General features: G+C 59.5%; 12 protein-coding genes. 7 read left to right on the top strand and 5 right to left on the bottom strand.

Features of this window, described 5'->3' with window-relative positions; genetic code table 11:
• Positions 1 to 84: 84 nt before the first annotated feature.
• The gene (locus AC1DWG_RS27040; protein ID WP_477788583.1) at positions 85 to 1,074 is read right to left on the bottom strand and encodes a zinc-dependent alcohol dehydrogenase family protein; all 990 of its coding nucleotides are present in this window, start codon (positions 1,072 to 1,074) and stop codon (positions 85 to 87) included.
• A 180-nt stretch (positions 1,075 to 1,254) separates the two neighbouring features.
• Between AC1DWG_RS27040 and AC1DWG_RS27035 the strand changes: the two genes are divergently transcribed.
• Positions 1,255 to 2,145 carry a LysR family transcriptional regulator gene (locus AC1DWG_RS27035; protein ID WP_477788582.1) on the top strand — a complete coding sequence of 297 codons (891 nt, stop codon included), beginning with the start codon at positions 1,255 to 1,257 and terminating at the stop codon, positions 2,143 to 2,145.
• 37 nt (positions 2,146 to 2,182) lie between these two features.
• Here the strand turns inward: AC1DWG_RS27035 and AC1DWG_RS27030 are convergent, their stop codons facing one another.
• Genes AC1DWG_RS27030 through AC1DWG_RS27020 form a run of 3 tightly spaced genes read right to left on the bottom strand, consistent with a single transcriptional unit; the run spans position 2,183 to position 5,218 of the window.
• Positions 2,183 to 3,100, bottom strand: a complete 918-nt coding sequence (locus AC1DWG_RS27030) for a LysR family transcriptional regulator (RefSeq protein WP_477765233.1) — start codon at positions 3,098 to 3,100, stop codon at positions 2,183 to 2,185.
• A 21-nt stretch (positions 3,101 to 3,121) separates the two neighbouring features.
• Entirely contained in the window at positions 3,122 to 3,874 is a 753-nt protein-coding gene (locus AC1DWG_RS27025) for a maleate cis-trans isomerase family protein (RefSeq protein WP_477754345.1), read from the bottom strand.
• 24 nt (positions 3,875 to 3,898) lie between these two features.
• Positions 3,899 to 5,218 (bottom strand): MFS transporter, encoded by a 1,320-nt coding sequence (locus tag AC1DWG_RS27020; protein ID WP_477754346.1) that lies wholly within the window; start codon positions 5,216 to 5,218, stop codon positions 3,899 to 3,901.
• 357 nt (positions 5,219 to 5,575) lie between these two features.
• Between AC1DWG_RS27020 and AC1DWG_RS27015 the strand changes: the two genes are divergently transcribed.
• The 6 genes from AC1DWG_RS27015 (at position 5,576) to otnI (ending at position 11,067) form a co-directional block, all read left to right on the top strand.
• Positions 5,576 to 5,743 (top strand): hypothetical protein, encoded by a 168-nt coding sequence (locus AC1DWG_RS27015; protein ID WP_477765232.1) that lies wholly within the window; start codon positions 5,576 to 5,578, stop codon positions 5,741 to 5,743.
• Positions 5,736 to 6,641 carry an L-threonate dehydrogenase gene (gene ltnD / locus AC1DWG_RS27010; RefSeq protein WP_095945035.1) on the top strand — a complete coding sequence of 302 codons (906 nt, stop codon included), beginning with the start codon at positions 5,736 to 5,738 and terminating at the stop codon, positions 6,639 to 6,641. The genes AC1DWG_RS27015 and ltnD overlap by 8 nt, the downstream gene beginning before the upstream one ends.
• A 10-nt stretch (positions 6,642 to 6,651) precedes the next feature.
• A complete protein-coding gene (gene otnK / locus AC1DWG_RS27005; RefSeq protein ID WP_477788581.1) occupies positions 6,652 to 7,950 on the top strand; it encodes a 3-oxo-tetronate kinase in 1,299 nt (432 codons plus the stop codon).
• An 8-nt stretch (positions 7,951 to 7,958) separates the two neighbouring features.
• Positions 7,959 to 8,597 carry a 3-oxo-tetronate 4-phosphate decarboxylase gene (gene otnC, locus AC1DWG_RS27000; protein ID WP_477788580.1) on the top strand — a complete coding sequence of 213 codons (639 nt, stop codon included), beginning with the start codon at positions 7,959 to 7,961 and terminating at the stop codon, positions 8,595 to 8,597.
• 205 nt (positions 8,598 to 8,802) lie between these two features.
• A complete protein-coding gene (locus AC1DWG_RS26995; RefSeq protein ID WP_477765229.1) occupies positions 8,803 to 10,263 on the top strand; it encodes a GntT/GntP/DsdX family permease in 1,461 nt (486 codons plus the stop codon).
• Positions 10,264 to 10,284: 21 nt separating this feature from the next.
• Positions 10,285 to 11,067: a 2-oxo-tetronate isomerase gene (gene otnI / locus AC1DWG_RS26990; protein WP_477765228.1), complete on the top strand. Its 783-nt coding sequence runs from the start codon at positions 10,285 to 10,287 to the stop codon at positions 11,065 to 11,067.
• A 53-nt stretch (positions 11,068 to 11,120) separates the two neighbouring features.
• On the opposite strand, the gene AC1DWG_RS26985 is transcribed toward otnI, so the two are convergent.
• The gene (locus AC1DWG_RS26985; protein ID WP_477765227.1) at positions 11,121 to 11,942 is read right to left on the bottom strand and encodes a DeoR/GlpR family DNA-binding transcription regulator; all 822 of its coding nucleotides are present in this window, start codon (positions 11,940 to 11,942) and stop codon (positions 11,121 to 11,123) included.
• Positions 11,943 to 12,669 lie beyond the last annotated feature (727 nt).

Raw genomic sequence — 12,669 nt, 5'->3', positions numbered from 1 at the left:
CTCGCAGAGAGGCCGGTTGTTTCGCTTTCAGGATCTCTCCTGTTTTGAGACGCAAACCGGCCATGCGCGGTTCTGATGCAAACGTTAAACGGTCACCACGATCTTTCCGATCTGCTGGTTGGTTTCAAGAAAGCGGTGCGCCTCTTGAATGTTATCGAGTGTAAAGGTCTTGGCAATGATCGGCCGCAGCGCGCCCGATTCGAGTCCATTCAGGATGAACGCCTTGGCCCGCGACAAGGTTGCCGRGTCGGAAACGATTTCAGAATAGAGGTAGCCCTTGAGGGTCAGGGTTTTACCCAATACGGTGAACAACGGGAATGGCGTGGGCTCCGGGCTCAACGCTCCATACTCAAGCAGGATACCGCCCTTGGCCATGCTTTGGGTGAGAGGTACGAAGGAGGGGCCGCCTATGGGATCGAAAACGACACGGGCACCCAATCCGCCGGTCAGCGCCATTGTCGCTTCAACAATATCCTCTTCCTCGCTGACAATGACGTGTGCAGCACCTGCATCCAGCAACGCCTGTTTCTTTGCCCGGGTGCGGGTAATGGCGACTGCGGTGGCGCCCACCATTCGGGCAATCTGAAAGGCAGCCAAACCGACGCTGCTGGACGCTGCGGTAACCAGAACACAATCACCTTTTTGCAGTTTTGCCTGCTCGACCAATGCTCCCCACGCTGTAACGTACTGCATCCAGGAGGCCGCAGCCTGTTCAAAAGACAGGTTTTCGGGATGCTTGACCGTGAGGTTGGCGGGCACGTTCGCCAATTCGCCATATGTGCCCCAGCGTGCAATGTCCAGTGGCGGAATGACGCTGACAACATCGCCTGCCTTGAAGTCAGTGACGCCGGTACCGACCGCGACAACAACGCCGGCGGCTTCATACCCCAGACGGCTTGGAAATTCCGCCTCTTGCAGGTAGGCATTGCTGCGGAACATCACTTCCGCGCGGTTCAGCCCTATGGCTTTTACTTCAATTTGCACCTCGTCCGATCCCGGGGCAGGCACATCGACTGCTTCCAGCTTCAAGACGCTTGCGTCACCGTACTCATGGATTCTGACAATGCGGGCCATCGTTACCTCTGTCGTAATCAAGGGGCCGGGGTGAATGCCGACCTGATTTGAGTGAAAGCCGGGACCCAGGCAATGCTCGGTTTTATGAGCGTGCCTGAGTCATGGCAAGCAAATATAGGCTTTGGCGCCCTCTCGGATAAAGGTCTAGGATGGCGCAACACTAGAAACAATGGGTTTCCAATGGATCGTCTCACCCAGATGGCCACATTCGTCAAAGCGGTACAACTCGGTTCCTTCAGTGCGGCGGCGGAAGATCTCAATCTATCCCCGCAACTGGTAGGTAAACAGGTGAAAATGCTCGAGCAGCATTTGGGGGTGTCCCTGCTTAACCGAACGACTCGCAAACAAAGCCTCACCGAATTTGGTCGCGCGTTCTATCCACGAGCAAAGATGATCCTTGCCGATATGGACGCTGCAGAAAGCATGGCGGCTGTGACGCGGGGGATTCCTAGCGGTCGACTGAGAATTAACGCACCCGTCACATACGGCATGCGTACGCTGTCGCCGCGCCTGCTGGAGTACATGGTCAAGTATCCGCAGGTCTCGGTGGACCTGACGTTATCAAACGAGATTGTAGACCTCGTTGAAGAAGGCTATGACGCAGTGTTTCGGGTAGGTGAGCTTTCGGACAGCGGTTTGAAAGCGTTGCCATTGAGACCCTACCAGATGGTGCTCTGTGCTGCTCCGTCCTATCTGGCGCGCCGTCCTCGCATTACTACACCCTGGGATCTGCAACAGCACGAGTGCCTGGGCTTTGCGTATTCCGACGGGCGCTCACACTGGAGTTTCGACGGAAAAGAAGGGCGGTTGGACGTTCCCATTACAAGCAGATTGACGATTAATCAGGGCGATCCGCTACTCGCAGCCGCCGTCGCTGGATTGGGTGTGATGCTTCAGCCATTGGAACTGGTCAAGGACGCACTGAGAGATGGAACGTTGGTCAGTCTTTTGCCTCACTACGAGGTGCCGGTCTCACCCATGAACCTTTTATATGCGCCTGATCGCCGGTTGACTCCCAAGCTGCGAAGCTTTCTGGACTTTGCCAGTGCTGCGTTTGGCCCAAATCCATGATCGACCTGCACCTTCGAGCCCTTGAACCTGATATCGCTCACCCCCTTTCGAGCAAGTGCTCGAGGAACAATCCCGCCGCGACCGACAACGCCTCTCGCGACCTCACGCACACGCTGAGTTCGCGGGAGGCCCACGGCTCATCCAGCCTGATCGCCTTCGCACCGTCCATTTTGTAAATCGCCGCGCTCCCCTCCGGCATGATGCCAATGCCCAGGCCGGCCTGAACCATCAGGCATAGCGCGTCGTAGCTGGAGACTTCCATGCGGATTTTCAGCGAACGCCCCAGGTCGTTGGCCGCCTTGATCAACTGAAAGTTGAGATGAGTGCCACTGCGCAAGGCGATGTATTCGTGATCCAGGGTTTCGCTGAATTTGACGGAACGGCGTGTCGCCAGCGGATGCCCAAGGGGAACCAGTAACACCAGTCGATCGGTACGAAACGGGAAAACCTCAATATCGGCTCCGTGCGGAAGACGGGTGAAGATGCCAATGTCGGTGCGATTTTCGGACACCGCCTTGGTGATGGCCAGGCTTTGCCTTTCTTCGAGGCTGATGTTGATCAGTGGGTACAGCTCCATGAACGACTTGATCAGGCCCGGGAGGAATTGGGTGATGGCGGAAATATTGGCCAGGACATGCACCGAGCCACGGCGGCCGTGGGAGTAGTCACGCATCTGCACGACGATTTCATTGAGGTTGTTCAAGGCGCTGCGCGCCATGAACAGTAGCGACAGACCGGCATCGGTCGGGGTGATGCCTTTGTTGGTGCGGTTGAGCAGTTTCGAATCGAGCAGTTCTTCAAGCTCGCTCAGCCGTTTGCTGACCGCCGCCGCGGCGATGTGTTCGCGTTTGGCGGCGGCAGCAATGGTGCCTTCTTCAACGACACTGACAAAGAGTCGCAACGAGACCGGATCGAGTTTCATGGGAAGTACCGGTTTGGCCTGAATGGCCAGCATAGTACTTCCTCCGGCATCGGCTCAGAACGCCCCGGACAACAGGTGGCCGGCGTTGGGCACTTGCGCCTTGAGGCCAAGGGTTTTCAACATTTGGTAAACGGTGGCGATCGATGCCGACAGCACCGGTTTGTCGAGGCGATCCTGGACAAGCTGGATCGCGGGTAGCGATGGCATTTGCACGCAGCAGGACAACACCACGCCATCGGCTTGGCCTATGTTCAGCTTGTCGGCGTGAGCCAGCAGATTCATCGGGTCCAGACGCCCGACTTCGAGGTTGTCGGAAACCTCCAGGCTGATGGAGTCGACCACTTCGATTCCGGCCGCTTCGATGTAGTCGATGACCTGCCGGGTCAGCGGCTTCATGTACGGCGTGATGATCGAGACTTTCTTGTAGTCGAGCATGTGCAGGCTATCGATCAGCGCACCGGCGGAGCTGAGTACAGGAGCGGTCGATTGATTGGAGGCCACGGTTTTACTCAGGCGATCCTGCGAGACCTGGTGATAGCCCGCGCCTTGGCACATGATCGCCACAAGGCAGGCATAGGCCATGACATCCACTCGCGCATCGCTCAGTTCCAGCGCGCAACGGTCGCTGTCGATGTCCATCTTTTTCAGCTCTTCGGGGCTGACGTGCATCATGCGCATGCGTGAGGAGTGAAAGGTAAAATGCTCTTCGGGAAACAGTTCGTAGCGCGAAGTCAGCATGGCCGGGATTTCGGTTTCCATCGTCGTGTTGGAGCTGGGGACGATTTGGCCGATGCGAAAATTTTTCATGGATTTTTCCTTTGAACGGTCGGGTCAGTTGCCGCTGGTGAGTTGAACGCCTTTGGTTTCCTGCAGCGTGAACACCATGACAGCGGCGATGACGTAGGAAACGGAGGCAAGGGAAATGGTGGCGGTGAAGCCGATGAGCGGGATCAGCACCGGGACCAGCTTGATGCCGGCGATGGCGCCGACCCGGCCGAAGTTGAAACAGAAACCCGACGCGGTCGAACGGATGCTGGTCGGGAACAACTCCGAGTACCAGGCGCCGAACCCGCTGAAATAACCGGTGAAGAAGCCCAGCAGTGCCGCCAGCGAACCGAGGGCGATGACGTTCTGGGTGGTGAACAGCAGCTTGCCGTCGGTCAATGGCATCAAGGTCGCCGAGTAGGCAAACACCGGCACCATGATCGCCATGCCGCCAAAAAACACCGCGAACGACAAGCGACGACCGATGCTTTCGGCCAGGTAGCCGTAGGCCAGGTAACCAATGGTGGCGCCGATGCCGATCCAGATGACAAACACCGGAGCCTGATCGATGCGCACGTTCAGAATGCTCTGCAGGTAAGCCGGCATGAAGGTGGTGATGATCCAGTAGCCGTACATGCCCAGTACCGAAATGCTCAGGCCCAGCAAGGTCACTTTCAGATACTGCGGACGGAAGATTTCCATCAGCCGGCCCTTGTCGGCGTTACGGCGCATGAACTCGCGGTTGGCCAGCCACACCGGCGATTCCTTGACGAACAACCAGATGAACACCAGGGTGAAATACGCCGGGATCGAGGCATAGATGAACAGGCTTCTCCAGGATTCAGGATTCCCGCCATCGAGGAAACTCCAGGCGAAAATCGCTGCCAGCAGACCACCACCCGACCAGCCGGTCTGCATCACCGCAAAGGCCTTGGCGCGCCCGGCCGCAGGCCAGATCTCCGACACCAGTGCCGCCGCGGCGGACCACAAGCCACCCACGGCGATCCCCACGCAGAAGCGAAACACGTTGAGCTGCCACAGGCTGTCGGCAAAAGCACAGAGCAAGGTGCCGGTGCCATAGACGAACACCGACAGCATCATGGTTTTCTTGCGGCCGATCTTGTCGGAAATGTTGCCGAGGAAGAAACCACCGATACCGGTGGCCAGCAGAAACCAGGCAACCGTGGAGACCACATCGCCCAGACCGACGGCGAAGGTCTTGGCGACCGCCAGGAGGACAAAGCCAAAGATGGTGGCATCCAGCGCGTCAAACAGCCAGGCGGCCCAGGAGCCCCCCAACGTCACGTAACGCTGGTTGGCGGTCAGTTGACCGACTCCGTCGACGACAGAAGCTTGCGCCGTGGAACTGACGGCTAGGGTTTTCATGGTTCAACCTCGCGGGTTTGCGTTTTTATTCTTGGAGCCCGTGTGCCGAAAGGTGATCGGCACCCGAGTGGTCATGTGCGACCGATGTTAGGAGAGGTAAAAGCCGTTCGTATATCAGCCATTCACGAGCCTGCCATCGCGGGTGGCGATGGCAGTGGGGAGGGGCAGGAGCACCTGCTTTACCTTTTGCACCGGCAGTGCTGTTGTGGGCATCACACGACTGGTTTTTTCTGCGCGGCGAAAGCGGTGTTAAAAAATGTTATTGATAAAAAATACTTCACATAATCTGATCACTGGTAGATGATCTCCATCAGCCGGTGTGACAACCTGATAACACGACAGAACAGGATTGCCTTGATGTTCGATGAGATCCCGACTCACGCCCTGAATCACAGCGCCCCTCAGCTGGCTTATCCGCTCGGTGCTGATTCTGTCTACCGCTGCCCTGTTCACAACGCGGCCAACGTCTGCGCCTTGCAGGCGTGGAAGCAATCGCTGCTTTTCTCTGGAGTACCCCATGAATAACAAGAATGTCGGTGTGGTCGGTCTGGGCGCGATGGGGCTGGGCATTGCCCGCTCGTTGTTGCGCAGCGGTTTTAATGTGCATGCCTGTGATGTGCGCACTGCTGTAACAGAGCAGTTCGCCGGGGAGGGCGGTGTGGCTTGCCTGTCACCGTCGCACATGGCCGCTGAGTGTGACGTGATCATTACCGTGGTGGTCAACGCCGAGCAGACCGAGACCGTATTGTTTGGTGAGGGTGGTGCCGTGGCCTCTCTGCGGCCGGGCAGCCTGGTGATCGGCTGCGCCACAGTCGCCCCGACTTACGCGGTGGACCTGGGCCAGCGCCTTGCCGCGTTGGGCCTGCTGTATCTGGATGCACCGATTTCCGGTGGCGCCGCCAAGGCTGCCGCTGGCGAGATGACCATGATGACCTCGGGCCCGGCCGACGCCTACGCCAAGGCCGAGTCGATCCTGGCTGGCATGGCCGGCAAGGTGTATCGCCTGGGCGACGTCCATGGCCTGGGTTCGAAGGTCAAGATCATCAATCAACTGCTGGCCGGGGTCCATATTGCCGCTTCTGCCGAAGCCATGGCGCTGGGCCTGCGTGAAGGGGTCGATGCCGATGCGCTGTATGAGGTGATCACCCACAGCGCCGGTAATTCCTGGATGTTCGAAAACCGCGTGCCGCACATTCTCAAGGCGGACTACACGCCGTTGTCCGCCGTGGATATTTTCGTCAAGGACCTGGGCCTGGTGCTGGATACCGCCCGGGCCAGCAAATTCCCGTTGCCGCTGTCGGCCACCGCTCACCAGATGTTCATGCAGGCCTCCAGTGCAGGCTTCGGTCGTGAGGACGACTCGGCGGTAATCAAGATTTTCCCGGGCATCGAATTGCCGACTGCCAAGCCTGAGCCTGTTTGAGGAACACCCCATGACTACCTCCACCGCACGCCCGCTGCTGGGCTGCATCGCCGACGATTTCACCGGCGCCACGGACCTTGCCAACATGCTGGTACGCGGCGGTATGCGCACTGTGCAAAGCATTGGAATCCCGAGCGCGGAAGTGGCTGCCGGGCTTGATGCCGATGCGATCGTCATTGCCCTGAAGTCGCGTACCACGCCGGTCGCCGAAGCAGTCGAGCAGTCCCTCGCCGCGATGGCCTGGCTGCGCGAGCAAGGCTGCGAGCAGATCTTTTTCAAATATTGCTCGACGTTCGACTCCACCGCGGCCGGCAATATCGGCCAGGTCAGCGAAGCACTGCTGGCCGCACTGGGTAGCGACTTTACCCTGGCGTGCCCGGCATTCCCGGAGAATGGCCGGACGATCTTTCGCGGCCATCTGTTTGTGCAGGATCAGTTGCTCAACGAGTCGGGCATGCAAAATCACCCGTTGACGCCAATGACCGATGCCAACCTGGTTCGCGTGCTGCAATCGCAGACCCGCCTGAATGTCGGCCTGTTGCGCTACGACACGATTGCTCTTGGCGCTGAACAGGTGCGGGCGCGCATCGCAGAGCTGAGGGCTCAAGGTGTCGGCATGGCCATCGCTGATGCCTTGTCGGACAGCGATCTGTATACCCTCGGTACCGCTTGTGCTGATCTGCCGTTGTTGACGGGTGGTTCGGGGTTGGCCCTGGGGTTGCCGGAAAACTTCCGTCGCGCCGGCAAACTGCGCGACCTCGACGCCTCGAAACTTCCGGCGGTGTCCGGCGGGGAAGTGGTGTTGGCCGGCAGTGCTTCGATTGCCACCAATGGGCAGGTGGCCGCCTGGCTCGAAGCCGGCCGGCCAGCGTTGCGGATTGATCCGCTGGCCTTGGCGGCGGGGGAACCGGTGGTGGCGCAAGCCTTGGCCTTCGCCCGTGATAACGAGCAAACCGTATTGATCTACGCCACCAGCTCACCGGATGAGGTCAAGTCGGTGCAACTGCAACTGGGCGTCGAGCAGGCTGGCAGTCTGGTGGAAAACGCCTTTGGCGAAATTGCACAGGGTCTGCGCCAGAGCGGCGTGCGCCGTTTCGTGATTGCCGGCGGAGAAACCTCGGGCGCTGTGGTTCAGGCGCTGGGGGTGCAGCTGCTGCAGATCGGCGCGCAGATCGATCCGGGTGTGCCGGCGACCGTCAGCAGTACTGACGAACCATTGGCGCTGGCACTCAAGTCGGGCAACTTCGGTGGCCGGGATTTCTTCAGTAAAGCCTTGAACCAACTCGCCCAGGCCGGGGGTGCACAATGAGCTGCGCAATGAATAACGAGAACGCCCTGCGCGAAGAGATCTGTGAGGTTGGCCGCAGCCTTTACCAGCGTGGATATACCGTCGGCAGCGCCGGCAATATCAGCGCGCGCCTGGATGACGGCTGGTTGATCACGCCGACGGATGTCTGCCTCGGGCGCCTCGATCCGGCAACCATCGCCAAGGTCAATCTGGCCGGCGAATGGGTGTCCGGTGACAAGCCTTCAAAGACCCTGGCGTTGCATCGCCAGGTCTACGACCGCAACCCGAATGTCGGCGGCGTGGTGCATACCCACTCCACCCATCTGGTGGCGTTGACGCTCGCAGGTGTCTGGCAGGCGAACGACATTCTGCCGCCGTTGACGCCATATCAGGTCATGAAAGTCGGGCATATCCCGTTGATTGCCTACCAGCGACCCGGTTCGCCGAAGGTTGCCGAACAGGTCGCGCTGCTGGCCAACAGCGTTCGCGGCGTGATGCTCGAGCGGCTTGGGCCGGTGGTCTGGGAGAGTTCGGTCTCCAGGGCCAGCTACGCCCTGGAAGAACTCGAGGAAACCGCGCGGCTCTGGCTGATGAGCAATCCCAAGCCTGAACCGCTGGATCAGGCGGCGCTGGACGAGCTGCGAGAGACATTCGGTGCGCACTGGTAGTGCGCTGAATTCTTTTAAAACGATAGAACACGATAGAACACGACAGATAGATAACGCAGGCCCTGTCCGGGAGACGCTCAGCGACTCTCGATGGCCCCGGCTTGCCTAAAAATACAATAACAAGAGGAACTCCAGGCATGACTCGCCTTCACTGTGGCATTTTCAGAAGAATCCTTTCGTTCACCCGGTGTGGAGGGCTTCTGAAATGAGCCCGTTAATCCTGATGATTACTGCCGGGGTGGGCATCGCGCTGTTGTTGTTCCTGGTGCTCAAGTACAAGTTCCAGCCCTTCGTGGCCTTGATGCTGGTGAGCATTCTGGTGGCCCTGGTGGCCGGGGTGAAACCGGCCGATCTGGTCGCGACCATCGAAGGCGGAATGGGCAAGACCCTGGGTCATATCGCGATCATCATTGCCCTGGGCGCGATGATCGGGCGGATCATCGAGCTCTCCGGCGGTGCCGAGGCGCTGGCCAAGACGCTGATCACCCGTTTCGGCAACCGGCGTACGCCCCTGGCGTTGACGATTGCCGGCTTCATGGTCGGGGTGCCGGTATTCTTCGAGGTCGGCGTGATCATCCTCATGCCGCTGGCCTATGGTATTGCCCGGCGTGCGCGCAAGCCGCTGTTGGTGTTTGCGTTGCCGATGTGTGCTGCGTTGTTGACCGTACACGCCTTTCTGCCGCCGCACCCGGGTGCAGTGGCCGCTGCCAGCCAATTGGGCGCGGACCTGGGCCGCGTGCTGATGTTCGGTTTGCCGATCACCGCGTTCCTTTGCTATGTCGGTTACCGCGTGGCCGGGCGCATGACCCGTCGGGCGTACCCGATGACCGACGATATTCGTGCCGAGGTCTATGGCCCGCATGTCACCAACGAGGATCTGGCTGCCTGGTCCAATGGCAACGACATCAGCGCTGATCGAGCGGCTGAAGCCGTATCACACATGGGCCTGGAAGAGTCGACCAGTAGCATCGTTTCCAAACTGCCGCCGGCCCCCGCACCGGGTTTTGGCCTGATCGTCAGCCTGATCCTGCTGCCGATCATTCTGATTCTGCTGGGGACTCTGTCTACCTCGTTGCTGCCTGCCGAATCGACTCTGCGCGGCATCATGACCGTGCTCGGTGCGCCGCTGGTGGCGCTGCTGATCGACACCTTGCTGTGTGCCTGGCTGCTGGGTTCGCGTCGGGGCTGGAGCCGCACTCAGGTGTCTGACGTGATCGGTTCGGCCTTACCCGGTGTGGCCATGGTGATCCTGATTGCCGGTGCCGGTGGCGTATTCGGCAAGGTACTCGTGGACACCGGAATCGGTGCCGTGGTCTCCGACATGCTGCGCACCACCGGTCTGCCGGTGCTGGCCCTGGGCTTTCTGCTGACCATGCTGTTGCGCGCGGTGCAGGGTTCGACCACGGTGGCGCTGGTGACCACTGCCGGCATCATCAGCCCGCTGATTGCGACCCTCGATCTCACCCCGAACCACATGGCCCTGCTGTGTCTGGCCATGGGCGGTGGCGGGTTGGCCATGTCCCATATCAATGATGCCGGTTACTGGATCTTCACCAAGCTGTCAGGCCTGAACGTGGCCGACGGTCTGCGCACCTGGACGGTGATGACCACTTTGCTCGGCACCTTGGGTTTCTGTATTACCCTGCTGATCTGGCCCTTTGTCTAACCCTTTATCTCAGGAGCTACCATGCCTCGTTTTGCAGCCAACCTCAGCATGCTCTACCCGGAACATGAGTTTCTGGATCGCTTCGCCGCCGCTGCCTCTGACGGTTTCGAAGCGGTGGAATATCTGTTTCCCTACGACTACCGCGCTGAAGAGCTCAAGCAACGCTTGAGCGACAACGGCCTGGTGCAGGCACTGTTCAACGCGCCGCCCGGTGATTGGGCTGCGGGGGAGCGGGGCACGGTGTCGTTGCCCGGTCGGGAGGGTGAATTTCGTAGCGGTTTTGATCGTGCCCTGGAGTACGCCGGTGTGCTGGGCAATTCGCGCATCCATGTGATGGCCGGGCTGTTGCCGTCGGAAAGCGATCGCCCACGGCATCACGGCGTGTACCTGGAAAACCTCGCCTACGCCACCGCCCAGGCGGCCAAGGCAGGCGTCATCGTCTTGCTCGAACCGATCAATACACGAGACATGCCAGGCTTTTTCCTCAACCGCCAGGATCAGGCCCAAGCCATCTGCAAGGAAGTGGGCGCCAGTAACCTGAAGGTTCAGTTCGACTGCTACCACTGCCAAATCGTCGAGGGCGACCTGGCGACTAAACTGCGTCGCGACTTCGACGGTATCGGGCATATCCAGATCGCCGGCGTGCCTGACCGGCATGAACCGGACCTGGGGGAAGTCAATTATCCCTATCTGTTCGAGCTGATCGACCAGTTGGGTTATGACGGCTGGGTAGGGTGCGAGTATCGGCCACGAGGCAATACGTCTGCCGGCTTGCAGTGGTTGCGCGACTGGAAGGCGCGTTAAGCACTATAGAGGAGGGCGGCGACGGGCTCCGCAGGATGCAGGAGCCCGTTGTTTCACGCCGGTGTATTGTCAGCCGGCAGCAACAGTTCGACACCCTGCTTGCGGATGCCATCGGCCGCGGCATGGGTCAATGCGTCGTCACTGAGGATGATGTCGAACTGCTCGAGCCCGGCAATCCTGTACATGCTGAAGGTGCCGTATTTCGAACTGCTGGCCACCAGCACCACTTGCGCAGCCGATTGCATCGCGGCTTGTTTGACCTCAACCTTCAGCGCCGAAGGCGTGGTGAGGCCGCGCCGCAAATCCCATGAACTGGTGGATATGAACGCGATATCGGTGACCACCTGACGCAATGTGGCAACCGCCAGACCGCCCACGCACGATTGATTGGAGTGATCCAGCTGCCCGCCGGTATGAATCACCGTGACATGGGGGGCTTCGATCAGTGCCTGGACAATGCCGAAGTCATTAGTCACCACGGTCATGCCGGACAGCGCCTTGATATAGGGGACGATTTCCAGCGTGCTGGTTCCCGCATCCAGGTAAATCGTCATGTCGGCATGCAATAGCCGGGCGGCGAGCCTGGCCATGGCCTGCTTCTGCGGCAACTCGACCACCGCCTTGATCTGATGGCTGGGCTCACTGTGCAGCTGGCTGGCGATCCGCACCCCACCCGTTACCGAGTAAGCACGACCTTCCTGCTCCAGCAATGCAATGTCGCGGCGTATGGTCATGTGCGAACAGTCGAACATTTCCATCAATTGATGAACGCTCAGCACCTGATGCTTGCGCAACTGTCGCAGCATCAATTCACGGCGCTGTTCAGGGATCATCGGTGCGCCGCTTTCGGCGGCGATGTCCTTTTGACTAGGCATTCGGGCTCCAGAATGAAGAAATCCGCGGACAAGGAAGGCGGGGAACCATAGTAGCGAATCTGCGGCTGGATCAGTAGCGGGAGGAGATGTCGAGCACATTCTTCTTTCGCTCGATCGGACTGGGGCTGGAGGATATCGCCATTGCCAATGAGCTTTATCAGTTGCATATGAAGAGCAACTGAGTAGAGGTTCAGAAGTCGTTCTGTCTATTTCAGCGTAATAATAAGGTTCTTCACGGAATTCCGGGGAACACCGATACCTGTAGAAGCTGCGGTGCGGCGATCCGACTTGCCAGCGATGGCAACTGACGGCCGAGCATTTTCTTCCTGGTGTACATATTCATTGCTGCGGTAACGGCCACTTAGGGTTCCGCCCTTACGGCGGGTCACTTGGAAGAGCCCCAAGTAACCAAGGGCTCTTGCCCCTGACATTCGGTGCCTCGCTGTGGCTCGGCATGCCCTCGCTCCGGTCCTGCTCCGTGGGCCCGCCGCGATCGGCCATCCATGGCCGTGCGCGGCTAACCCGGCATCCATGCCGGGTTGCCCACTGCGCAGAACCTGCGCTCGGCCTCACGAGGGGGCGTGCACCGCAACAGCACCGCGAGGCGAGCTAACGCTCGACCTCGTTGTTTGGTGGTGCACGCGTTCCCCTGTAGGAGCTGCCGGAGGCTCGGGCCGCGTTCGGACGATCTTTTGATCTTGCTTTTGCGATCTGGAGATTACTGAAG

The sequence above is a fragment of the Pseudomonas sp. P4_B3 genome (genome assembly GCF_056402295.1).
This window is presented reverse-complemented; position numbering and strand designations above follow the sequence as displayed.